This is a genomic window from Kribbella sp. CCNWLW201 (genome assembly GCF_037203805.1).
Classification (GTDB): Bacteria; Actinomycetota; Actinomycetes; order Propionibacteriales; family Kribbellaceae; genus Kribbella.
Genome location: NZ_JBBCBQ010000009.1, coordinates 35,659 through 58,892, shown reverse-complemented (window position 1 = coordinate 58,892; position 23,234 = coordinate 35,659). Strand labels below are relative to the sequence as shown.

Sequence of the window (23,234 nt, the reverse complement as noted above, 5' to 3'; positions counted from 1 at the left end):
TCATCGTGATGCTGCGGTGACAGGTGGTGCGGTTGGCTGTTTCTCTGCGCCGCCCGCCCAGCGGAAGGATTTCTCCCGTGCGAAGACTTGTCGTGTCACTGTGCAGTTTTGCCCTCATCCTGGTTTCGCTCACGAGTCTGTCCGAGGCCGCCCCACCGGATGTCTCGTACTACTCGATGAAACTGCCGGCCGGAGTGACGGTCGCGGACCTCATCCGGGAGGGGTACGACATCGGTCACGGGCATGGATCCAGGCCGACCGTGATCGCGACTCCGTCCGAGGTGGAGCGGCTGCGAGCGCGTGGCGTCGTACTCGGGAAGACGGGCAACGTCTATCAGCCGGTGCCGCGGTCGGAGCCGGGTGGTGCGACGTACTACGGCGGCTACCACAACCACCGCGGGACACGAGCAGCACAACGCGGAGGTCGCGTCGGCGCATCCGGACCTGGTGAAGCGGTACGACGTCGGTGACTCGTGGAAGAAGGTGAAAGGGCAGGGCGGGCACGACATCCAGGCCCTGTGCATCACCAAACTGGCGACCGGGGGCTGTGCTCTCAACAGCACCGGGAAGAAGCCGAAGTTCCTGCTGCACACGCAGATCCACGCGCGGGAGATCGCGACCGGCGAGATCGCGTACCGATGGATCGACCTGCTGGCTTCGTCGTACGGCGTCGACGCGGAGATCACGGAATTGCTGGACACCCGGGAGCTGTGGGTGGTGCCGATCGCGAACCCGGACGGTGTGGACGTGGTCGCGTCGAACCCGAACCGGCCGGTGCTGCAGCGCAAGAACGTCGACAACAGCACGGGCGGTTGTCCGGCGGCCGATGCCGGGGTCGATCTGAACCGGAACTCGTCGTTCCAGTGGGACAAGCAGCAGGGCGGACCGTGTGACGAGACCTACCCGGGTACGAAGGCGGTGTCCGAGCCGGAGACTGTCGCGATCCAGGGCCTGCTGGACGCGATCTTCCCTGACACCAAGGGGGAGGTGGGTGAGCCGGCCGCCGCGAACACGACCGGCGTGATGCTGAGTCTGCACAGTTTCGGCAACGACATCCTGGCGCCGTACGGGTACACGAACACGGATGCGCCGGACAAGGCGAAGCTGGTTGCCCTGGGCAAGAAGATGGGAGAGTTCACCGGGTATCCGGTGTCGACCGGGGACGGCGGGGTCGGGTACTTCGCTCCGGGTGCGACGGACGACTGGCTGTACGGGACGCGCGGGGTACCGGCGTACACGTTCGAGGTCGGGCCGTCGTCCGGGGCCTGTGCGGGCTTCCTGCCGGCGTACTCGTGTGTGTCGTCGACGTTCTGGCCGGCGCTGAAACCAGCGTTGGTCTACGCCGCCCGGGCGGCCGGGGCGCCGTACGGGAAGCTGCCGTGATTACCGTCGGGTAAGCTCCGGTCGCATGGCGTATCGGAGCAGATCGACCACCGGCTTGGCAGCGCTGTTCGGCGTGCTCGGAACCCTCCATTTCGTGAAACCCGAGCCGTTCGAGCAGATCGTGCCCCGGGCGCTGCCGCGGAAGAAGGAGCTCGTCTACGCATCCGGGGTGGCCGAGCTGGCCTGTGCCGCCGGATTGCTGCATCCGCGGACGCGGCGGGCGGCCGGACTGGCCGGTGCGGCCTTGCTGGTGGCGGTTTTCCCGGCGAATGTGCAGATGGCGATGGACACCAACCGGAAGGGATCGCCGACTGCTCGCGCGGTCGCGTTCGCGCGGTCGCCGCTGCAGATTCCGCTGATCCGGGCCGCGCTGCGGGCTGCGCGCGAGGGCCGCTGACCGGTGGGCGCGGCCGGAGCCTGTGGATAACGTGGTGAGAGCATGGTCGCGGGGCGGATATCCTCTGTGACGTCCGTTGTTTCATCCATCTTTTCTCAGGCTTTTTGGAGACTCCCGTGATTCTGCGTATGTCGTCGCTGTTCCTTCGCACCCTTCGCGAGGATCCGGCGGACGCGGAGGTCCCGAGCCACAAGCTGCTCGTCCGCGCCGGCTACATCCGGCGGACCGCGCCCGGCATCTACACCTGGCTGCCGCTGGGCCTGCGGGTGCTGCGCAACGTCGAGCGGATCGTGCGCGAGGAGATGGACGCGATCGGCGCCCAGGAGCTGGTGTTCCCCGCGCTGCTGCCGCGCGAGCCCTACGAGGCGACTGGCCGCTGGACCGAGTACGGGCCGAACATCTTCCGGCTGAAGGACCGCAAGGGTGCCGACATGCTGCTCGGGCCGACGCACGAGGAGATGTTCACGCTGGTCGTGAAGGAGCTCTACTCGTCGTACAAGGACCTGCCGCTGTCGATCTACCAGATCCAGAACAAGTACCGCGACGAGGCGCGGCCGCGGGCCGGGGTGCTGCGCGGGCGCGAGTTCGTGATGAAGGACTCCTACTCCTTCGACGTCGACGACGAGGGGCTGGCGGCGTCGTACGAGCTGCACCGCGAGGCCTACATCAAGATCTTCGACCGGCTCGGCTTCGACTACGTGATCGTCAAGGCGATGTCCGGTGCGATGGGCGGTTCGCGGTCGGAGGAGTTCCTGGCCATCGCGGAGAACGGTGAGGACACCTTCGTCCGCTCCGCCGGCGGGTACGCCGCCAACGTCGAGGCGGTCGTGGTTCCGCAGGCGGAGCCCGTGGATGCATCCGGCGTTCCCGCGGCCGAGGTCGTCGACACCCCGGACACGCCGACGATCGACACACTGGTGGACGCGCTGAACGCGAAGCACGCCCGGACCGACGGTCGCGAGTGGACCGCCGCGGACACGTTGAAGAACGTGCTCGTCATGCTGGTGCACCCCGACGGCACCCGCGAGCCGCTGGCGATCGGCCTGCCGGGTGACCGGGCGATCGACGAGAAGCGGCTGGGCGCGCAGGTGGAGCCGGCCGAGGTGGTCGCGTTCGAGGAGTCGGACTTCGAGAAGATCCCCTCGCTGGCGAAGGGCTACATCGGTCCCGGTGTGCTCGGCTCGGAGAACGAGTCCGGGATCCGCTACCTGCTCGACCCCCGGATCGCCGAGGGCTCGGTCTGGGTGACGGGTGCGGACAAGTCCGGCTTCCACGTGATCAACCTGGTGCACGGCCGCGACTTCACCGCCGACGGCACGATCCAGGCCGCCGAGGTGCGCGACGGCGACGAGGCGCCCGACGGCTCGGGTCCGCTGGAGTCGGCGCGCGGGATCGAGATGGGCCACATCTTCCAGCTCGGCCGGAAGTACGCCGACGCCCTGGACCTGAAGGTGCTGGACCAGAACGGCAAGCTCGTCACGGTCACGATGGGGTCCTACGGTGTCGGCGTCACCCGCGCGGTGGCTGCGATCGCCGAGGGCAACCACGACGAGCTCGGCCTGATCTGGCCCCGCGAGATCGCCCCGGCCGATGTCCACCTCGTTGCCACCGGCAAGGACGCCGAGGTGTTCGAGAAGGCTGCCGAGCTGGCCGCCGAGCTGGAGTCCCGCGGCCTGACCGTCCTGTACGACGACCGCGAGAAGGTCTCCCCGGGCGTGAAGTTCAAGGACGCCGAGCTGCTCGGCGTCCCGACCATCGCCGTAGTCGGCAAGGGCCTCGCCAACGGCACCATCGAGGTCATCGACCGCCGCTCCAACGACCGCGCCAACATCCCAGTCGCCGACGTCGTCGACCACCTGGTCACCACCGTCCGCGCCTGACTCCACCCCCGGCCCCGCTCCTCCAAGAGCGGGGCCGGCATCATGCCCAGGCCCGTGTCATGCCCGGCCCGGCGTGATGTCTGCGTGATGCCCGGCCCGGTGTGATGCTCAGGACCGTGTCATGTCCGGGCCTGGAGTGATGTCTGGCCGGTGTCATGTCCGGGCTGAAGATTTCTTGGCTGGTGATGTCGAGGAACGATTGTCGGCTGCGATCCCTGGGGGAGACGCCGCGAGGGCGTCCGTGATCGAGGAGAGCAGACGATGACGAATTCTTCCGTGGCCCGGGTGATCCGCGGGATCGACGCACTGCGAGCGGCAGTCGACGGCCAGGTCATCACCGACACCGACCCCGGCTACCAGGCGGCGAGCCGCACGCTCGTCGTACCGGGGCGCCCGGTGGTTGTGGTGCGATGTGCCAGGGCGGCCGATGTCGTGGCCGCGCTCGGGTACGCCGATGCCCACGACCTGCCCGTCGCGGTGCGCAGCGGCGGGCACCACGTGGCTGGTTTCGGCACGAACGACGGCGGTCTGGTGATCGACGTCGGACCGATGAACGAGATTGCCATCGGATCCGAGGAGGCCGTGGTCCGGGTCGGGACCGGCGCGACCTGGGGACAGGTCGCCGAGCGACTCTCCGGAGCGGGTCTCGCGATCTCGTCCGGTGACACGGCCGGCGTCGGTGTCGGCGGGTTGATGGCCGGCGGTGGCATCGGCTGGATGGTGCGCCGGCATGGGCTCGCGATCGACAACGTCGTGTCTGCCGAGGTCGTCACCGCCGATGGGTCCGTACGCCGGGTCGATGCGGCTCATGAGCCCGAGCTGTTCTGGGGATTGCGTGGTGCGGCGGGGAGCCTCGGCGTGGTGACGTCGTACGACATCACCGCCGTACATCAGCCGACCGTGCAGTTCGGCAGTCTGTTGTTCCCGTGGACGCAGGTGGATCAGGTGCTGGCGGGATGGGCTGACTATCTCGCGGTCGCGCCGGACGAGTTGACCTCGTCGCTGCAGTTGGCGCCGACGATGATGGCGGACCGTCAGGTCCCGGTCGCCGTCAAGGTGTGCGTGGCCGGGGACGCCGCGGGCCGCGACGCGATCCTCGACCCGCTAAGGGCGCTGGGCACGGTTCTCACCGACACGGTGGCCGAGGTGCCATATGCGGAGGTGTTCTCGGACGAGGCGATGCCCGAGGGGTGGACGCCGCGGATTCGCAACGGTCTGTTCGATCAGTGGTCGCCGGAGTTGGGTGCGCGGCTGGCCGAGGCACGGTCGCAGATCCCGGCGCTGGCATTGGAGATCCGGGCGCTCGGGGGTGCTTTCGCGGCGATGCCTCCGGAGGCGACCGCCTTCGCTCATCGGGATGCGCGGTTCATGGTGAACTCGGTGCTGATCGGTTCGACCGAACTGCACGGTGCACAGATCGCGGACTTCGGGGGTCTCTGGGGCGATCTGCGGCCTGAGCGGGCGTACGTGAACTTCCTGTCCCACCCGACGGCGGCCGACCTCGACCGGTGCTACCCGGAGCCACAGCGAACCCGGCTGGCGGCGCTGAAGCAGGCGGTCGACCCGGCCGACGTCTTCCGCAACGCCCTCACCGTGGCGCCACCTGCAGTCGTCAGTTCGTGAGCCGAGCGATCCGCTCGCGCAGGTAGTTCTGCTCGGCGGTGTTGCGGGTGCGGTCCAGCGCGGCCAGGTAGTGCTCCCGGGCCAGGTCGGGCCGGCCGGCGAGTTCGTGCAGATGGGCGAGCACCGACAGCCGGCGGTGGTGATCCCCGAGATAGCGGTCGTCGGCGAGGCTGTCGACGACCGCGATACCTGCCTGCGGGCCCTCGGTCATCGCCACCGCCACCGCCGAGCCGAGCGTCACCATCGGCCCCGGATCGACCTGCGCGAGGATCCGGTACAAGCCGGCGATCTGCTCCCAATCGGTGCTGTCGACGGAATCCGCCTCACTGTGTACGGCGGCGATCGCGGCCTCCAGTTGGTACGGCCCGACGGCTCCGGAGCGCAACGCGTCCTCGGCGAGTGCGGTGCCCTCGGCGATCTCGTCGGCGTACCAGCGGGTGCGGTCCTGCCGGTCGGCCGGGATCAGATCGCCACCCGGACCTGTGCGGGCGTCGCGGCGGGCGTGGGTCAGGATCATCAACGCCAGCAGGCCGGTCACCTCGCTCGAACCGGTCGCGGCCTGATGCAGCAACCGAGTGATTCGGAGGGCCTCGGCGGCGAGGTCCAATCGCTGCAGGTCGTCGCCGGCGCTCGCCGTGTGCCCTTCGTTGAAGATCAGGTACAGGACATGCAGGACGGCCCGAAGGCGTACGCCGTACTCCTCGCCGGTGGGCAGCTCGAAACTCGCACCGGCGTCCTTGATCAGTCGCTTGGCGCGGCTGATCCGCTGGGCCACCGTCGTCTCGCCGACGAGCAGTGCGGCGGCCACCTCCGCCGTGGTCAGGCCGCCGACCGATCGCAGGGTGAGGGCGATCTGTGACGCCGGTGTCAGAGCCGGGTGACAGCACAGCACGAGCAACCGGACCGTGTCGTCGGCCGCTTCACCCTCGTCCTCCAGCCCACGATGATCCGCCGGTGCCCGCAGGAAGTCGTTGACCTCGCGGTGCCGCCGGGCGTTGTCGCGTCGCCAGCCGTCCATCAGCCGACGCGACGCGACGCTGATCAGCCAGCCGACCGGTCGCTCAGGTACGCCGTTCGCACGCCACTGCACGAAGGCCTCGAGCAGCGCCTCCTGGACCGCGTCCTCGCATTGGTCGAAGGCGTCGTACCGGCGTACCAGCGCGGCCAGCGCTCGTGGGGCGCCGGCCCGGATCGCCGCCTCCAGCTCCAGCCTGCCGTCCGTCACTCGGTGAGGCCTGGTACGGCGAATTCCTCGTCGTCGAGCACCCGGACCGGACGGATCTCGATCCGCCGCAGTTCGGCGGCCGGAACCTCGGCCGCGATCTCGAGCGCCCGCTCGGTCGTCGGGCACTCCACCAGGATCGCCCCGGCCAGGAATTCCTTGGTCTCCAGGAAGGGCCGGTCCGAGATCACCGGCGTCCCGGCGATCAGCTGGACGGATTCGCTCGCCGACGGGTCGTCCAAGACGAGGACGGACACCAGTTCGCCGCTCTCCCGCAGCGCGCGGGTCTTGGCCGCGAGGCCGTCCGGACCGCCGATCAGCTCGCGTCGCTGCTCCTCGCTGAGCGCCTCGAGCGCCTCGCGAGCCTCCGGGTTGTCATGGATCAGCAGTAAGAATTTCACCTGGCCATTGTTCCTCGCCGTGAAGTTCAGGGTCGGACCCAGACGGTCCAGCGTTCGAGGCGGAGATAGCCGAGGCGCTGGTAGACGGGCTGGCCGGCGTCGGAGGCGATGAGAGCTGCGGGTTGGGCCGGGTGGTGGGTCGTGGCGGTCCAGGTGAGGGCGGCGCCGGCGGATCGGCCGCGCGCGGCGGGCATCACGGCGACGTTCTCGACGACGGTCAGGCCGGCGGCGTTGTGGGCGGTCGAGGTGGCGAGCGGTACGGCGCCGTCGTACCCGACCCAGACGGTGGACGGGCCGCCGAGGAAGGTCGCGTTGTAGACGGCGCCGGGCTGGAACGGCTGGAGTTCGGGGAGCGGGTAGCCCTCGATCAGGACGCGTTCGGCGTCGGCGAGGCCGGCTTCGTCGACGACCTGGCGGAGCTCGAGGTCGGTGACCGGCGGGGTGGTCGCCGTACCGGGCAAGCGCAGCATCAGTGGGGGATGGCCGGCCAGGGCGAGACCGTGTTCGCGGAGATCGCGGGTCGCCCAGGCGCTGACGTACAGGTACGGCACGTTGTTCGGCAGCTCCCGGGCCACGTCGGCGATCACTTCGGCCGGGTCGACGGGTTGCTTCGGCACGACCCAGTTCGTCAGCGGGCCGCGGTCGCCGAGGAAGCCGGCTGCCCATGCGTCACCGTCGTACCAGGGCTTGCCGGCCCGGCGCGCGGCGTCGGTCGCCCAGGAAGCGTGGGCGAGGACTGCCTGCCGGACGAGCGAGTCGGTCGGCGCGAGGTCCGGTTCCCAGCCGGTGGCGAGCGACTCGCCTTCCGGTGGGAGGATCGAGGACGCCATCCGCCCACTGTCGCACCGGCGGAGTGGTTTGTCTCTCATTCCCCGCTGTAAGGGTTGAGTGGGAGTATGGGCTTACCAGATCATCGGGGCGTGATGCTTTCCCGCCCGTGGTGGTGCCGTGCCTGACGTGTCGTTGTGGACCCTGGTCTTCCTGGTGATCGCCGCGTTCTCGGCTGGATGGATCGATGCGGTGGTCGGCGGTGGTGGGCTGATCCAGTTGCCGGCGATGTTGCTCGGGCTGCCGGGTGCGACCCCGGCGCAGATCCTGTCGACGAACAAGATCTCGTCGTTGTGCGGTACGACGACCAGCGCGGTGACGTTCGGGGTGAAGGTGCGGCCCGACCGACGGACCGTGATTCCGCTGGCGATCCTGGCCGGGCTCGGGTCGGCCGCGGGTGCGTTGGTCGCGACGCGGATCCCGATGTCGTGGTTCAAGCCGATCGTGCTGGTGCTGCTGATCGGGGTTGCGATCTACACCGCGATGAAACCGTCGCTCGGTGCGCGGACGGCGTTGCGGTTCGACGGCCGGGACCATTACGTCGCGGCGAGTGTGGTCGGTGTACTGATCGGCTTCTACGACGGCGCGGTCGGGCCGGGCACCGGCTCGTTCCTGATCTTCGCGCTGGTCGGGTTCCTCGGCTACAACTTCCTGCAGGCCAGCGCGAAGGCGAAGATCGCCAACGTCGCCACCAACCTCGGCGCGATCATCATCTTCGCCGTCAACGGCGCCCCGCTGTGGATCCTCGGCCTGATCATGGGCGCCGCGAACATGCTCGGCGGCCTCCTCGGCGCCCGCACCGCGGTGGCCCGCGGCAGCCGCTTCGTCCGGATCATCTTCCTGGTCGTCGTCTCCGCCCTCATCCTCCGCCTCGCCTACGACGTCTTCTGGGGCTGAGCCGATCTAGCTGAAGGTCGGGGCCCAAGGGGCGTCGGCGAGGCCGATGCGGTGGATGGCTTCGGCGGTGCGGCTGGCCAGGTCCTGGAGGTCGTCGATCTGGCGTTGGGTGGCGCGGTGGTGGCGGGACCAGTAGGCGCCGATCGCGGCCATGGGGGTCGGGGAGCCGACCGGGACCATCAGCAGGCTGCGGACGAACGTGGGCAGGTACGCCTCGAGCGGGATGCGTTCGTCGAGCTCGATATTCGGTACGACGGCGGTCTCGTCGTGCAGCATCGCCCAGCCGCTGATACAGGCCGTGATCGGGAACCGCTGGCCCTTCCACAGCGGCGCGATCGCGTCCTCGTCGGCGTAGAAGCAGCGATCCTGTTCGCGCAGTACGAAGGTCGCTCCCTGCGCACCGGTGAGCCGCCGGGCCTCGACCCGGACGAGCTCGCCGACGTCGGCCAGGGTCTGCGCGGCCGCCAGGTTCGTCATGCGGTCATTGTGCGGGCGTCACCCGGTCTACGCCAGTACTAGGGTCGGGATCATGGTCGACTACAACGGACGGTTAAGCACTGTGTACGCCGCGGGACGTGGGATGACCGTGGACGAAGTCGAGCGCTGGACCGCCGCGTTCCAGGCGCACCTCCCGCAGGAGCGGCCGCTGGCGATCCTCGACCTGGGCAGCGGGACCGGCCGCCTCACGCCGGGACTGGCCGACGCGTTCGGCGGGCCCGTGTACGGCGTCGAGCCGTCGGACCGGATGCGGGAGATCGCCGAAGACGCCGCGGCGCACCCGGCGGTGACCTATCTGCCGGGCAGCGCGGAGGACATTCCGTTGCCTGAGGCATCGGTTGACGGGGTGCTGATGTTCCTGTCCTTCCACCACTTCCCGGATCAGCTGAAAGCACTCCAGGAGGTCCGCCGGGTGCTTGAACCCGGGGGAGTGGCACTCCTGCGCAGTCAGTTTGCCGATCTGATGCCGAACCTGTTCTGGTACGACTACTTTGCGTCCGCCCGCGCGGTCGACGCGGGCATGTACCTCTCACTCGACGAGGTGAAGTCCCGAGCGGAAGCGGCCGGCCTGCAGCCCGGCACTGAACCCGTGTGGGTGGACGCGGAGCAGCCGCGAACGTTCCGCGAAGCCTACGAACGCCTCGCCCACCGGGCGTTCTCGACCTTCGAGCACCTGCCGGCCGAAGAAATCGAGCACGGCTTCACCCAGTTGGCCGCCGACGCCGAGCGCGACCCGGACAAGCTCATGCCCGCGCACCCGGCCGCGATGTTGGTGCTCAGCCGTCCCAATGCACGTTGAGTGCGGGTGGTTTGCGGAAGACGAGACCGTGCGGGGGTGGTGAGGCCGGGTCGAGGCGGAGGCCGGGGAGGTCGAGGACGGCGCTGACGGCGATCTGGGTCTCCAAGCGGGTCAGGTGCATGCCAAGGCAGATGTGTGGGCCGCTGGCGAAGGCGAGATGACGTCGGGCGTTGGAGCGTCGTACGTCGAAAGTGTCGGGGGACGGGAAGACCTCGGGATCGCGGCCCGCGCCGGCGAGCGACACCGTGACGAGATCGCCGCGGCGGATCGATGCGCCGGCCAGCTCGACGTCGCGGGTCGCGTAGCGATCGACCACGGCGGCGGCCGGTTCGAGGCGGAGCGACTCCTCCAAAGCGTTGGGCAGCAACGTGGGGTCGGCCCGGACGAGGTTCAGTTGGTCCGGTGCGTTGAGCAGATGCCAGAGGGCGTTGGTGATCATGCCCTCGGTGGTCTCGATGCCGCCGAACATCAGTACGGCGGCGTTCGCGACGACCTCGTCGACGCCGAGGCCGGCCCGGGCCGCCGCGGCGACGAGCGAGTCGGACGAGTCGATGCCTGAGGCAACGTGTTTGTGCAGCTCAGCGAAGGCGGTCGCGCCGTCCGCGGTGACCGGCCGCCCGGCCGAGACGCCGGTCACGGAGTCGGAGATCGCGGTGTACCACTCCAGCACCGTCGAGGCCGAGGCGGGCGGGAGTCCGAGCGAGTAGGCGACCACCGCGACGGACAGCGGTCCGGCAAGCGCCGTACGAAGGTCGGCGGACCCCGGCCCCGAAGCGTCCGAGGGCCGGATCGCGGCGATCAGATCGTCGACGGTCTGCTGGACGACGGTTGTGAATCGGCGGCGGGTCTCGGCCAGTCCGAACGGGGACTCGAACGGATCCCGGTGCGCCTTGTGCGCGGCGCCGTCCAGCGACAGCATCGAAGGCCCGACCACCTGGGCGGTCGAGAAGCGTGGGTCGTCGACCGTGAACGTCGCAGGATCCCGCATCACCGCGAGCGCCAGTGCGCGACTCGCGACCACCCAGCCACCGAGTGCGTCCACCCAACCGATCGGCCGGAGCGCGGCGAGCGCGGGATGCGGGTCAGTCTCGAGCTCGTCCAGGGACACCATTCCGCCACCCTAAATCCAGCAGACCAGTGTCTAGAGTGGTATTGCTGAGACAGATTGGATCTCAACGACTCAGCGGGGCAGCGGGTTACTGAACCCGACGGAACGCCATCTAGGGTGTGGGCCATGTCTGAGAACCTGGTGCTGCTGCCTGCCGTCGATGTGGCGGACGGTCAGGCGGTCCGGCTGGTGCAAGGGGAGGCCGGCAGCGAGACGTCGTACGGCGATCCGCTGGCCGCGGCGATGGCCTGGCAGGAGGCCGGCGCGGAGTGGATCCACCTGGTCGATCTGGACGCCGCGTTCGGCCGCGGCAGCAACCGTGAACTGCTCGCGGACGTCACCGGCAAGGTGGACGTCCAGGTCGAGCTGTCCGGCGGTATCCGCGACGACGACTCGCTCGAGGCGGCCCTGGCCACCGGCGCCCGCCGGGTCAACATCGGCACCGCCGCGCTCGAGAACCCGGAGTGGTGCGACCGGATCATCAGCCAGTACGGCGACCGGATCGCGATCGGGCTCGACGTCCGCGGCCGGACCTTGGCGGCCCGCGGCTGGACCAAGGAAGGCGGCGACCTGTACGAGGTGCTCGAGCGGCTGGAAACGGTCGGCTGCGAGCGGTACGTCGTCACCGACGTGACCAAGGACGGCATGCTCCAGGGGCCCAACCTGGAGCTGTACCGCGATCTGTGCGCGCGCACCGACAAGCCGATCATCGCCTCCGGCGGTGTCTCCAGCCTTGACGACCTGAAAGCACTCAGCACGCTCGTCAAGGACGGCGTCGAGGGCGTCATCGTGGGTAAGGCTCTGTACGCCGGTGCGTTCACCCTGACCGAGGCACTCGAACTCACGCGTGGAGGCGACAAGTGAGTCTGGCCGACAAGCTCAAGGACAAGAAGGTCCTGGTCACCGGCGTCACCGGATTCGTCGGTGAGGCGCTGTTGCACCGGATCATCGGGGACCTCCCCGGTACGACGGTCGTCGCGATCATCCGGCCGAAGGGCTCGCTGACCGGCACCGCCCGGATGGCGCAGCTGCTGAAGAAGGACATCTTCAAGCCGTTCTACGGCGAGGGCACCGAACACGCCGACGCCGAGGCGCTCACCGCCGCCCGGATCGAGGTGATCGAGGGCGACCTGTCCGACGTACCGGAGCTGCCGAAGGATCTCGACATCGTCGTGCACTGTGCCGGCGACGTCAGCTTCGACCCGCCGATCCACGAGGCGTTCACGACCAACGTGCTCGGCACCAAGAGCCTGCTCGAGCGGATCGTCGAAACCGGCCGTGAGGTCCACTACGTCCACATCTCCACTGCCTATACCGCAGGACGGCGACGGGGCGCGATCCCGGAGGCCCCGGTCGACCACACCGTCGACTGGCGGACCGAGGCCGAGGCCGGGATGGCGATGAAGGCCCGGGTCGAGGAGCAGTCCCGGTCGGCGCCGATGCTGGCGAAGTTCCGCAAGGAGGCCGAGAAGCTGCACCGCCGGGCCGGTCACCTGACCGCCGCGGCCGACACCGAGCGGCGCCGGACCGAGTGGGTCGCGAAGAAGCTGGTCGAGACCGGCACCGAGCGGGCCCGCAGCCTCGGCTGGACCGACTGCTACACCTTCACCAAGGCACTCGGCGAGCGCGTGGTGGAGGAGTTCGCGGCCAAGCTGCCGACCTCGATCGTCCGGCCGGCCATCATCGAGTCCGCGGTGCAGAGCCCGCACCCGGGCTGGATCGAGGGCTTCAAGATGGCCGAGCCGCTGATCCTGGCCTACGGTCGCGGCGAGCTGCCGGAGTTCCCCGCGAGCCCGGACTCCGTCATCGAGATCATCCCGGTCGACCACGTGGTCGGCGCGATCTGCGCGGTCATGGCGACCGAGCCCGAGCTGAGCAAGCCGGAGTACTACCACATCGGCTCCGGCGCCCGGAACCCGCTGACTTTCGAGCAGCTGTACGCCGGCGTCCGCGCGTACTTCTCCAAGCACCCGTTCGACCTGGGCGAGCGCGGCGCGGTCCGGCTGCCGGTCTGGAAGTTCCCCGGCGGCGACTCGGTCGAGAGCATGCTCCGGTACGGCGAACGCGCGCACAAGATCGCCGACAAGATCATCACCACCGTCCCGCGCGGTGAGCGGACCCGGAAGTACGCCCGCGAGCTGGACGTGCAGAAGCGCCGGCTCGACTTCCTCCGCCGCTACATGGACCTGTACTCCGAGTACGCGCAAGCCGAGCTGCAGTTCGTCGACGACAACGTGCTGGCGCTGCACAACGCGCTCGAGGGTGACGACCGGGAGAAGTTCTGGTGCGACACCGCGGTCGTCGACTGGCAGCACTACCTGCAGGAAGTGCACTGCCCGAGCGTCACCGATTCGCTTCGCCGGCTGGACGTCGTACGGAAGAAGCGGAACAAGGCGCTGGCCGAGACGGCTGGTCAGCTCAAGAAGGTGGAGCCCCAGCAGGACGTCGAGGTGATCGCGGCGTTCGACATGGACGGCACGCTGCTGTCGTCGAACGTGATCGAGACCTACCTGTGGATGCGGTTGCCCGAGCTGGACAGCCACCAGCGGGTCGGTGAGATCGGCTCGATGCTGCGTCGGCTGCCGAAGCTGATCTCGGCTGAGCGCAAGGACCGCGGCACCTTCCTGCGGACGATCTACCGCCGGTACGAGGGCGCCGATCTCGAGGAGCTCAACCGCATCGTCGACGAACTCCTGGCCGAGCACGTCCTCGAGCGGCTGAGCGGCGACGCCGTACGGCGGATTCGCGAGCACCGCGCGGCCGGTCACAAGACGATCCTGATCACCGGCGCGGTCCGGCCGCTGACCCGGCCACTGGAGCCGTTGTTCGACGAGATCGTCGCCGCCGAGCTGGCTGTCGACGACCGCGGCCGGTGCACCGGGTTCCTGTCCGGGCCGCCGCTGGTGGGTGAGTCCCGGGCCGCGTGGATCAAGCACCGCGCCCGCGGTACGAACATCGACCTGTCCAAGTCCTACGCCTACGCCGACAGCCACTCGGATCTCCCGATGCTGCAGGCCGTCGGCAATCCGGTCGCCGTCTCGCCGGACGTGTCGCTGTTCCGGGCCGCCCGGGCCGCGCGCTGGCAGATCGTCGACTGGAAGACCCCGTCCACTTCGTCCCGACTGGAGCTACCTGGGGTGAACGCCCGATGATGCTCGCGCTCGAGATGTACCGGTCGCCGGCCAAGTACCTGGCGGCCAAGGCGGTCGGCGGCCGGATCCCCGGCATCCTGACCGGCCCGGCCGCGCCGTTGCGCCTGGTCACCATCAACGAACCGAAGGCCGAGCGGGAGGGCTGGGCGCGGATCCGGCCGATCCTGTCCGGCATCTGCGGGTCCGACCTCGGTATGGTCACCGGCTCGACCAAGCTGTACTTCTCCGCGATGGTGTCGATGCCGTTCGTCCCCGGTCACGAGATCGTCGGCGAACTGCTCGACGACTGCGAGGACCTGCCCAAGGGCACCCGGGTGGTGATGGACTCCGTACTCACCTGTGCCGCTCGCGGTGTCGAGCCGTGCCAGGGCTGCGCGTCCGGCAACACCAACCGGTGCGACCGCATCACAGTCGGTCACGTGGCGCCCGGTCTGCAGACCGGGTTCTGCCAGGACACCGGTGGCGGCTGGGGCAACGTGATGATCGCGCACCGCAGCCAGCTGTACGCCGTACCCGAGACACTCACCAACGAGCGCGCTGTGCTCGCCGAGCCGATCGCTTGCGCCGTGCACACGGCGCTCCGGGCGAAGGTGGAGCCGGGGCAGTCGGTCTTGGTGAGTGGTGCAGGTGCGGTCGGGTTGTTCGCCACCCTCGCACTGCGAGAGCTGACCCAGGCCGGCCGGATCACGGTCGTCGCCAAGCACGCCAAGCAGCGTGAGCTCGCCCGGTCGTTCGGCGCCAGCGACGTAGTCGCCCCCGACGAGGTCTTCCGCGGGGTACGGCGCTCGACCGGTGCCTTCCGGTTGAAGCCGGAGATGGCCAAGGAGTTCCTGCTCGGCGGTGTCGACGTCGCCGTGGACGCGGTCGGCAGCAAGGACTCGATCGACACCGTGCTGCGGGTGACCAAGGCCGGTGGCCGGGTGGTGCTGTCCGGGATGCCGGCCAGCGGCGCCGACCTGTCGCCGGTGTGGTTCCGGGAGCTGGAGCTGACCGGTACCTATGCGTCCGCGCGGGAGGAGCCGAACGACCAGCCGGCCTTCGAGACCGCGCTGGAGCTGGCCGCGAAGGCCCCGCTGGACGGGATCGTCGGGGCGACGTACCCGCTCTACCGCTGGCGCGAGGCGATCGACCACGCGCATTCGGCCGGCCGACTCGGCACGGTGAAAGTCGCATTCGATGTGAGGGCCTCATGAGGGCGCTGAACGTACGACGAGAGGGTTTCTGAGATGTCTCGGCCAGGTTTTGTGCTTGAGGTGGACGACCGGACGCCGCCGCTGATCGTGCACTCCGGTGAGGGCTTCCTGCTGGAGCGCTTCCCGCTCGGCACCCGGGTGGTGTACCCGCCGGAGGCGCTGCCGCCGGTCCGGGACGTCGAGGAGGCGATCCAGAACGCGCTGCTCAACCCGATCGACTCCGAGCCGCTGCCCGAGCTGCTCACGCCCGGGATGCGGCTGACGATCGCGTTCGACGACATCTCGCTGCCGCTGCCGCCGATGAAGAAGCCGGACATCCGGCAGCGGATCATCGAGGCGGTGCTGACGCTGGCCGCCGAAGCGGGCGTCGACGACGTCGAGATCATCTCGGCGAACGCGCTGCACCGCCGGCTCACCCCGAACGAGCTGCGCGACATCGTCGGCGAGCGGGTGTTCCGGTCGTTCTTCCCCGACGGCAAGCTCTACAACTTCGACGCCGAGGACCGCGACAACCTGACCCACCTGGGCCAGACCCGGCACGGCGAGGACGTGGAGATCTCCAAGCGGGCGGCCGAGTCCGACCTGCTCGTCTACGTGAACGTGAACCTGGTGGCGATGGACGGCGGCCACAAGTCGACGTCGATCGGCCTGGCGTCGTACAAGTCGCTGAAGCACCACCACAACAGCCACACGATGATCCACTCCCGGTCCTTCATGGACCACAAGGCGTCGAAGATGCACCACTCCGCCTGGCGGATGGGTGAGGTGCTGACCCAGCACGTCAAGGTGTTCCAGATCGAGACGACGCTGAACAACAACGTGTTCGGCGGCGGCCTGGAGTTCCTGCAGAAGCGCGAGTGGGAGTGGTCGCTCAAGGACCAGGCCTCGATGCTGGCCACCAAGCGCGGACTGGCGGCGGCGCCGGCCAAGCTGCGGCACAAGATCTTCACCGACGTGCGGGCGAACTACGAGCTGACCGGCGTCAACGCCGGCGCGATCGAGCCGGTGCACGAGAAGACGCTGGAAATGGTGCACCGCCAGCACCTGGTCGAGGTGCAGGGCCAGTCCGACGTCGGGATCATCGGCGTGCCGTACCTCGGCCCCTACAACGTCAACTCGGTGATGAACCCGATCCTGGCCGCGTGCATGGGTCTCGGCTACCACTTCAACGCCTACCGGGGGAACCCGATCGTCCGCAAGGACGGCGCGGTGATCCTCTACCACCCGGTGCCGTACGAGTTCAGCCAGTTGCACCACCCGTCGTACGTCGACTTCTTCGAGGAAGTGCTGTCGGAGTCGACCGAACCGGCCACGATCGAGGCGAAGTTCGAGAAGCAGTACGCCGAGGACCCGTGGTACATCCACCTGTACCGGACGTCGTACGCGTACCACGGCGTGCACCCGTTCTACATGTGGTACTGGATCTCCCACGCCCTGGACCACTGCGGTGACATCGTCTGGGTCGGCGCGAACCGCAAGACGGTCGAGCGGATGGGCTTCCGGTCCGCGTCGACACTGCAGGACGCGCTCGAGATGGTCAGCCACTCGGTCGGCCGGTCGCCGTCGATCACCTACCTGCACAACCCGCCGCATCTGCTCGCGGACGTGCGCTGATGGGTACCAGTCTGGTCAAGTTCAGCCGTGACACCGCGCGCGACGTCAAGCAGGTCGCGCGCGGGTGGCGGTGGGGACGTCGGCCGCAGGTGCCGCGGTCGGCCGAGCCGTACGTGATCCCGAAGGAGACCTCGGTCTTCCCGACCCGATGGGCGCGGACGCCGGCGGCGATCGCCGTCCGCGAGGTGCTGCAGAAGGGCGCGCTCAACTCGGTGCTGCGGTGGGAGGTCAACCCGCAGGTGAGCGGCCTCGACTCGCTGCTCAAGGTGAACGGCCCCGCGCTGATCGTCGCGAACCACTCGTCGCACCTGGACACCCCGCTGGTGCTCTGCACGCTGCCCGATGGGATGAGGCGTCGTACGGCGGTTGCCGCTGCTGCCGACTACTTCTTCGACACCTGGTGGCGGGCCACCGCGTCGGCGATCGTGTTCAACACGTTCCCGATCGAGCGCCGCGGCGGCAAGCTCAGCTCGACCCCGGGCGATCTGCTCGCGGACGGCTGGAACGTCGTCGTCTTCCCGGAGGGCACACGTTCGCCGGACGGGTGGATGGAGCGGTTCCGGATGGGTGCCGCGTACCTGGCCGTCGAGCACGGCGTCCCGGTCATCCCGGTCGGCATCAAGGGCTCGTTCGCCGCGATGCCGCGCGGCCGCGGCTGGCCGGTGCCCGGCCGCCCGACGGTCGCGGTCCGGTACGGCGACCCGCTGCGGCCGGCCGAGGGAGAGAGCGCCCGTGAGTTCGCGCCGAAGATCTCGGCCGCGGTCTCGGCGCTGCTGGACGAGGAGTCGACCACCTGGTGGGAGGCCCGTCGTCGCGTTGCCGCCGGCACCTCGCCGTCCCAGTCCGGTCCCGACGCCGCCCGCTGGCGTCGCGTCTGGGAATCCACCGCCCCGATCAAGCCGGCCGCGACGAAGCGCCGCGCCTGGAAGTGACGCCGTTGGTGTTCCGGCCGAGGTTCGCCTCGGCCGGTGGTCAGTTCTGGGTGCTCACGGGCGCTTACCTGCTGCTCGGCGCGATCCTGTGCGCATCGCTCGCAACCTGGGCGATCAGCTGGATCGCGGCCGCGGTTCTCTTCGTCGGTGTGGTGCTGGCGATCGTGGGCATGCTTGTGCTCACCTTCCGGCACTCCTGGTTCGTGATCGACGCGGAGACGGTCACCTGCAAGGCGAGTCCGTGGGGCCGGCCTCGCACGCTGCACCTGGCGCAGGTGGTGCGGGTCCTGTCCATCGGCCGGATCAAGAACTCGCTGCCCGTCGGAGTCCTGGTCATCCTCTCCGCCAACGGCGCACGCCTCGGCGCATCCAACTGGCTGTGGGACGAGGACACGCTGGAGCAGGTAGCGGCCGCGGTCTCGGCCGGGCGAGTGCCGATCGAGCGCAGGCCTGTGGTCGGGCAGATCGAGATGGTGCGTGAGCTCGGCGTCGATCCCGAGTTCAAGAGGAATCCCGCGCACGCGCTCGTGCTGCTGGCCGCTGCGGGCGCCGGCGTCCTGATCGCCTGGCCGGTCGTGCGAGCACTCCTCCTCTGACACGGCCGCTGGCTACGGTTGGCCGCATGTATCAGCCGCGCCCGATCTCCCGTGCGATTCGGTACGGCGTCAGCGGGATCCTCGCCCTGCTGAGCGTGCCGCTTCTCTACCTGGGGGTCCACGGGTACGGCGGATGGGGCACCGTGGTGGCATTGGGCCTCGTACAGGTCGTGATCTCGTTGACGATCAGCAACATCGGCGTCCGGCCGCGGGTCCAGGGACGCTACCTGGACGTGATCACCCTGCTCGGCCGGCAGTCGCTCGACCTCAACTCGCTGACCGGAGCCAGTTACCACCGCAGCCGCAGTACCGTCTCGGTGCGTCTTCGGGACCCGATCACCGATGTGACGATCGTCGTACCTGCCGGCGCCTCGGTGCACGAGGCGATTCGGGAAGGGCTGCGGGCAGCCGGTCAACGCGGAGTCGTGGTGCCGAAGCGGGTGGCGGTGCTCTTCGGCCTGCAGGCGATGCCGGGTGCGCCGATGGTGTTCGCCTTCCTGACCGGCGCCGCGTTGGTGGGCCTGGTCGCGGGATTTCTCGTCCGTACCTAATACGCTGTCCGCGTGACTCTTGCCGTGCGAGTGATTCCCTGCCTGGACGTCGACGCCGGGCGGGTGGTGAAGGGGGTCAACTTCACCGATCTGCGCGACGCCGGGGACCCGGTCGAGATGGCCAAGGTGTATGACGCGGAGGGTGCCGACGAGCTCACCTTCCTCGACATCACCGCCTCCTCGGGGTCCCGGGAGACGACGTACGACGTGGTCGGGCGGACCGCCGAGCAGGTGTTCATCCCGCTCACCGTCGGCGGCGGCGTCCGGGAGGCGACCGACGTGGACCGGCTGCTGCGGGCCGGCGCAGACAAGGTCGGAATCAACACCGGCGCGATCGCCCGGCCGGAGGTGATCCGCGAGATCGCTCACCGGTTCGGCAACCAGGTGCTGGTGCTGTCCCTCGACGTACGGCGGGCGCCGGACCAGCCGAGCGGGTTCGAGGTGACCACGCACGGTGGTCGCAAATCGGCCGGCCTGGACGCGATCGAGTGGGCCCAGCGTGGTTGCGAGCTGGGTGCGGGGGAGATCCTGCTGAACTCGATGGACGCCGACGGCACCAAGCAGGGGTTCGACCTGGAGCTGATCCGGGCGGTCCGCGCGGTGGTCGACGTACCGCTCATCGCCAGTGGGGGAGCGGGGACGCCTGAGCACTTCCCGCCCGCGGTCGAGGCCGGTGCGGACGCCGTACTGGCCGCCAGCGTGTTCCACTTCGGCGACTTCCGGATCGCGGATGTGAAGAAGGCGCTCCGAGACGCCGGGATCGTGGTCCGGTGAGCGTGCACACCCCGGAGACCGACCGGCCGGAGCAGAGTGAGCCGCTGGTCGCCGACATCGAGCAGGAGCTGTCCGCGCTGTTCCGGCGATCTCGCTCTGCCTCGCTGCGGTTGGCCCGCCGGGTGCACCCGGAGATGGACGCAGCCGGTTACGCGCTGATCTCCCAGATCGAGCTCGGTACGGCGAGCGGCGGGGCCGGTGTGCGCGCGTCCGACGTGGCCCAGGCACTCGGTCTGGACAAGTCGACCGTGAGCCGCGGCATCACCCAGCTGGAGAACCTCGGCCTGATCGAACGCGTCGGCGACCCCGACGACGGCCGCGCCCGCCTGCTCCGTCTCACCACCGTCGGCTCCGAGCGCTTCGGCGCGATGCGCACCCAGCGCCAGACCGAGTTCCGCGCCATCCTCGACCGCTGGAACCCCACCGACCTCGCCGACCTCGGCCGCCTCCTCTCCCGCCTCAACTCCGACCTGAGCTGATCTCAGCGCGGGATCCGCTCGGCTCGGCCGTTCACGTCGTTCCCCACAGCGCGCCACCGGTCCCAGTCCAGGTCGGTGTCGTTCCAGGAGAAATTCGGCTCGGTGAGGGACTGCACGTAGTAGGCGTTGGTGTCGAAGCGGTTGTTGTTCTCGGAGTAGACGGCAGTGTCTCCGATGTCCTGGACAGCGCCGGTGCTCTGACCGCTGGACATGATGACGCGGTTGTCGTGCACCCAGACGTTGCGAACGACGTGCGGCCCGTACGGCGTGGGTGACTCGGACGCACGGTGGCCACTGTCGATCAGGGCGATCCCGTTGGCGTTGCCGCTGACGAAGTTGCCGGAGATCTCGATCTGCCGAGTGCCGCCGGACGACTGGATCTGGATACCGGCCTCCCAGGCCCACCCCTTGTGCCGGCGGCCGTTGCCGATGATCTCGTTGTCCCGGATGGTGGCGTCGTAGCTGATCTCGTGCTGGATGCCGGCTCCCCAGTTCCCGGTGATCTTGTTGGCCGAGTACTCCGTGCGGATGTTGCCGCCGTCGGTCCACAGGCCCGGGCCCAGGTTGTCGTGGACGTAGTTGCGGGTGACGATGTGGCGGTCGGTGTGCCAGCTCTTGCTGCCACCCGCCTCCCACTCGGGTGAGTAGCCGGCCGCACCGTTGAACGAGATCTCGTTCCCGTCGACCACCGATCCGTTGCCCCAGGCACCGAAGCCGAGCTGGCCCTGGTGATGCACGAAGTTGGCCGTGACCTCTGCGTCGTCGGCGAAGCCCAACCCGACACCGTGGTTGCCACGCACCTCGTTGTTGTGGATGCGCCAGCCGGACCCCGCTGCGTGCGGAGTCACCTGACGGCTCTCGACGGCCGCCGTCTGGGCCGCGTTGGCGGCCTGCTCGAGGACGAGATTGGCGATCGTGACGTCGTCGACCGTCGCGCGGACGAGGCTGGGCGCGACTGCCTGCTCGGCAAGGTGGGTTCCGGGGTCGTCGCCGATCGTGATGGTGTTCGTGCGGTAGTCGGCGTACACGGTGCCTCTGGTGACCGCGGACGGAGAGTCGACCCGGGTCAGCCGCTGTTTGTCCACGAAGACGTCTTCGGCGTACCTGCAGGTCGGCACTGACTCCAGGCATTCGCCGTGGTTGCCTGGAGCGGCGGGCAGGAATCCCGTGGTGGACCACACCTGGCCGGACTTCTGCCAGCCGGTCAGCACCTTCGCTCCACTGACAACGGCCCCTCGGTGACCGATGAGCGCGTCGCCTTCCTTCGGCCGGAGGGGCTGCTCCACCCGGAATGTGCCGGGGGAGAGGCAGTACGTCGTACCGGCTGCGTGCCGGTCGATGACGGATTGGAGGTCGTCGGACGGGCTGACCGTGACGCCGTCACAGGATCTCGGGATCGGACCGACGGGACCGGTGAGGCCGGCACGGCCAGGCGGTGCGAGGTCGGTCGAGTCGCTTGTGCCCTGACATGACCAGGAAGACGCCAGCAGGAACACCAGCGCGCAGATGGTCGCGGCCGGCCGGAGGCTCACAGTCGTGTCCGTCTTCGCTCGGCCGGAGCTTTGGCGCCGAACCAGGGCCGGGCCGTGGTGACCGCCACCCCGATCCCGAACGCGGTCCACAGCAATGCCGCGACCTGAGGTCCCTCCAATTGGGGATCGAAGAAGCACGACACCAGCACAGAGGTGGTGACCATCATCGAGAGCACGGCCACCTGCCGTCTGGTGTGCAGACCCTGGCGAGCAAGGCGCCGGCAACCGGCGACCAGCCGCCAGTACCACCCGGCCCACAAAGCGATCCACAGCGAGATGCCGACCACGCCCATCCTGGCCAGGATGTGCAGGTGAGAGTTGTGCGGGCTCCGCAGGGTGTCCTTGCCCTCGTCGTACACCCCGACCTCCTTGGCCAGGTTCTGACCGAAGCCGGATCCGTCCGCGAGGTGGTCGTCGGCAATCTGTTTGTCGAGGATCCGCGACCACAACTCCTGACGCCCCTCGACGGTGCCGCCCAGGTTGCCGGGTGAGTCCGTCCCGCCGAGGCTCACCACGTTGGCGATGAGTTGAGACGCGGAGAACTCCCGGCCCTGCAGGCCGGCGAGCGGCACCCTCAGCGACAGCACCGACGCCAGGCCCAAGCTGAGACCCACGACGAGGACCACGCGCGCGGTGAGACCCAGCCGGTTGCGCACGAACGCCAGCCCCACCAGCAGGCCGGCCACCGCGCCGAGCAAGCCGCCCCGGTTCTGGGTGCCGGCGAGCGCGATGACAAGCAGCGCCAGCACGCTCCAGCCCGCACGACTGCGAGGGCTGCGAGTGCCGGGCAGGAGCCAGATGCATCCGAGCGCCAACAGCGCTGCGATGGCTGCGCTCCCGGGCTTGTGCGACAGCACCGACACGCTGGAGAACGGCACCCTGGGGGCGTCGGCAGCCACGGGGGTCAGCAGCAGGCCGAGCGGGAGCCACAGCAGCAGCCACGGAGTCAGCTTGTTCAGCTGGATGACGAGTCGGTCGAGGAGCTCCGGTGACCTGGCGAGGGCGGCGGTGACGAAGAACGCGAAGAGGCAGTAGTACCAGAGCGCGGCATCCCGCATCGCGTCCAGCTGGTAGGTGGCCAGCCCAGGCACCGTGCGGATCAGTCCCCACACCACGAATGCGGCGAGCAGCGCGAGGATGGGCTCGTCCCTGACCGGTGCCAGGAAGTAGCGGGTGGCGGCCAGAGCCGCGACGGCCCCGAGCCCGAGCATCATCTCGGCGACGAACAGCGGGCTGCCGGGAAGGTGGACGTAGGCGAAGGCTCGGTCGAACAGCAGGTACCCGGCCAGCAGCGGTCCGAGCAACCAGCCGTAGAGATCGAACAGGCGCCCCGACGGAAGACCCTCGAGGCGTGGATTGTCGGCCGACGACATTC

23 protein-coding genes are annotated in these 23,234 nt (G+C 69.1%); 16 read left to right on the top strand and 7 right to left on the bottom strand.

Features of this window, described 5'->3' with window-relative positions:
- The first annotated feature begins 77 nt into the window (after positions 1–77).
- The 5 genes from V9K99_RS30940 to V9K99_RS30920 all read left to right on the top strand — a co-directional run bounded on the left by V9K99_RS30940 (position 78) and on the right by V9K99_RS30920 (position 5,283).
- Positions 78–470 carry a hypothetical protein gene (locus V9K99_RS30940; RefSeq protein ID WP_337008823.1) on the top strand — a complete coding sequence of 131 codons (393 nt, stop codon included), beginning with the start codon at positions 78–80 and terminating at the stop codon, positions 468–470.
- Entirely contained in the window at positions 448–1,383 is a 936-nt protein-coding gene (locus V9K99_RS30935) for a M14 family zinc carboxypeptidase (RefSeq protein WP_337008821.1), read from the top strand. Before V9K99_RS30940 ends, V9K99_RS30935 begins: the two co-directional genes overlap by 23 nt.
- 25 nt (positions 1,384–1,408) lie before the next feature.
- Positions 1,409–1,780 (top strand): DoxX family protein, encoded by a 372-nt coding sequence (locus tag V9K99_RS30930; protein WP_337008819.1) that lies wholly within the window; start codon positions 1,409–1,411, stop codon positions 1,778–1,780.
- 116 nt (positions 1,781–1,896) lie between these two features.
- Positions 1,897–3,660: a proline--tRNA ligase gene (locus V9K99_RS30925; protein WP_337008817.1), complete on the top strand. Its 1,764-nt coding sequence runs from the start codon at positions 1,897–1,899 to the stop codon at positions 3,658–3,660.
- 261 nt (positions 3,661–3,921) lie between these two features.
- Positions 3,922–5,283, top strand: coding sequence for an FAD-binding oxidoreductase (locus V9K99_RS30920; RefSeq protein ID WP_337008815.1), 1,362 nt, complete (start codon positions 3,922–3,924; stop codon positions 5,281–5,283).
- On the opposite strand, the gene V9K99_RS30915 is transcribed toward V9K99_RS30920, so the two are convergent.
- Genes V9K99_RS30915 through V9K99_RS30905 form a run of 3 tightly spaced genes read right to left on the bottom strand, consistent with a single transcriptional unit; the run spans position 5,273 to position 7,736 of the window.
- A complete protein-coding gene (locus V9K99_RS30915; RefSeq protein ID WP_337008813.1) occupies positions 5,273–6,508 on the bottom strand; it encodes an RNA polymerase sigma factor in 1,236 nt (411 codons plus the stop codon). The genes V9K99_RS30920 and V9K99_RS30915 overlap by 11 nt on opposite strands.
- Positions 6,505–6,906: a YciI family protein gene (locus tag V9K99_RS30910; RefSeq protein ID WP_337008812.1), complete on the bottom strand. Its 402-nt coding sequence runs from the start codon at positions 6,904–6,906 to the stop codon at positions 6,505–6,507. Before V9K99_RS30910 ends, V9K99_RS30915 begins: the two co-directional genes overlap by 4 nt.
- A gap of 26 nt (positions 6,907–6,932) precedes the next feature.
- Positions 6,933–7,736, bottom strand: coding sequence for a hypothetical protein (locus tag V9K99_RS30905; RefSeq protein ID WP_337008811.1), 804 nt, complete (start codon positions 7,734–7,736; stop codon positions 6,933–6,935).
- Between the two features lie 118 nt (positions 7,737–7,854).
- Here V9K99_RS30905 and V9K99_RS30900 point away from each other — a divergent pair, with 118 nt between their 5' ends.
- Positions 7,855–8,631, top strand: a complete 777-nt coding sequence (locus V9K99_RS30900) for a TSUP family transporter (protein ID WP_337008809.1) — start codon at positions 7,855–7,857, stop codon at positions 8,629–8,631.
- Positions 8,632–8,637: 6 nt separating this feature from the next.
- On the opposite strand, the gene V9K99_RS30895 is transcribed toward V9K99_RS30900, so the two are convergent.
- Positions 8,638–9,108, bottom strand: a complete 471-nt coding sequence (locus tag V9K99_RS30895) for a GAF domain-containing protein (RefSeq protein ID WP_337008807.1) — start codon at positions 9,106–9,108, stop codon at positions 8,638–8,640.
- Between the two features lie 52 nt (positions 9,109–9,160).
- Here V9K99_RS30895 and V9K99_RS30890 point away from each other — a divergent pair, with 52 nt between their 5' ends.
- Positions 9,161–9,928: a class I SAM-dependent methyltransferase gene (locus V9K99_RS30890; protein ID WP_337008805.1), complete on the top strand. Its 768-nt coding sequence runs from the start codon at positions 9,161–9,163 to the stop codon at positions 9,926–9,928.
- Here the strand turns inward: V9K99_RS30890 and V9K99_RS30885 are convergent.
- Positions 9,906–11,039 (bottom strand): cytochrome P450, encoded by a 1,134-nt coding sequence (locus tag V9K99_RS30885; RefSeq protein WP_337008803.1) that lies wholly within the window; start codon positions 11,037–11,039, stop codon positions 9,906–9,908. The two genes, V9K99_RS30890 and V9K99_RS30885, sit on opposite strands and share 23 nt — an antisense overlap.
- Positions 11,040–11,162: 123 nt before the next feature.
- Between V9K99_RS30885 and priA the strand changes: the two genes are divergently transcribed.
- Genes priA through V9K99_RS30840 form a run of 9 tightly spaced genes read left to right on the top strand, consistent with a single transcriptional unit; the run spans position 11,163 to position 20,327 of the window.
- On the top strand, positions 11,163–11,900 hold the full coding sequence (gene priA, locus V9K99_RS30880; protein ID WP_337008801.1) for a bifunctional 1-(5-phosphoribosyl)-5-((5-phosphoribosylamino)methylideneamino)imidazole-4-carboxamide isomerase/phosphoribosylanthranilate isomerase PriA: 738 nt from the start codon (positions 11,163–11,165) through the stop codon (positions 11,898–11,900).
- Positions 11,897–14,188, top strand: coding sequence for an HAD-IB family hydrolase (locus V9K99_RS30875; RefSeq protein WP_337008799.1), 2,292 nt, complete (start codon positions 11,897–11,899; stop codon positions 14,186–14,188). Before priA ends, V9K99_RS30875 begins: the two co-directional genes overlap by 4 nt.
- Positions 14,185–15,381, top strand: a complete 1,197-nt coding sequence (locus V9K99_RS30870; RefSeq protein ID WP_337008797.1) for a zinc-dependent alcohol dehydrogenase — start codon at positions 14,185–14,187, stop codon at positions 15,379–15,381. The genes V9K99_RS30875 and V9K99_RS30870 overlap by 4 nt, the downstream gene beginning before the upstream one ends.
- A 33-nt stretch (positions 15,382–15,414) precedes the next feature.
- Positions 15,415–16,995 carry a lactate racemase domain-containing protein gene (locus V9K99_RS30865; RefSeq protein ID WP_337008795.1) on the top strand — a complete coding sequence of 527 codons (1,581 nt, stop codon included), beginning with the start codon at positions 15,415–15,417 and terminating at the stop codon, positions 16,993–16,995.
- Positions 16,995–17,927: a lysophospholipid acyltransferase family protein gene (locus tag V9K99_RS30860; RefSeq protein WP_337008793.1), complete on the top strand. Its 933-nt coding sequence runs from the start codon at positions 16,995–16,997 to the stop codon at positions 17,925–17,927. The genes V9K99_RS30865 and V9K99_RS30860 overlap by 1 nt, the downstream gene beginning before the upstream one ends.
- Positions 17,928–17,935: 8 nt before the next feature.
- Complete coding sequence (locus V9K99_RS30855; protein ID WP_337008791.1) at positions 17,936–18,523, top strand: hypothetical protein; 588 nt, start codon at positions 17,936–17,938, stop codon at positions 18,521–18,523.
- 26 nt (positions 18,524–18,549) lie between these two features.
- Positions 18,550–19,074: a hypothetical protein gene (locus V9K99_RS30850; protein ID WP_337008789.1), complete on the top strand. Its 525-nt coding sequence runs from the start codon at positions 18,550–18,552 to the stop codon at positions 19,072–19,074.
- Between the two features lie 12 nt (positions 19,075–19,086).
- Positions 19,087–19,848: an imidazole glycerol phosphate synthase subunit HisF gene (hisF, locus tag V9K99_RS30845; protein ID WP_337008787.1), complete on the top strand. Its 762-nt coding sequence runs from the start codon at positions 19,087–19,089 to the stop codon at positions 19,846–19,848.
- Positions 19,845–20,327 carry a MarR family winged helix-turn-helix transcriptional regulator gene (locus V9K99_RS30840; protein ID WP_337008784.1) on the top strand — a complete coding sequence of 161 codons (483 nt, stop codon included), beginning with the start codon at positions 19,845–19,847 and terminating at the stop codon, positions 20,325–20,327. The genes hisF and V9K99_RS30840 overlap by 4 nt, the downstream gene beginning before the upstream one ends.
- 2 nt (positions 20,328–20,329) lie before the next feature.
- Here the strand turns inward: V9K99_RS30840 and V9K99_RS30835 are convergent, their stop codons facing one another.
- Entirely contained in the window at positions 20,330–21,859 is a 1,530-nt protein-coding gene (locus V9K99_RS30835) for a right-handed parallel beta-helix repeat-containing protein (protein WP_337008782.1), read from the bottom strand.
- Positions 21,856–23,232, bottom strand: a complete 1,377-nt coding sequence (locus V9K99_RS30830) for an O-antigen ligase family protein (protein ID WP_337008780.1) — start codon at positions 23,230–23,232, stop codon at positions 21,856–21,858. The genes V9K99_RS30835 and V9K99_RS30830 overlap by 4 nt, the downstream gene beginning before the upstream one ends.
- Positions 23,233–23,234: the final 2 nt, after the last annotated feature.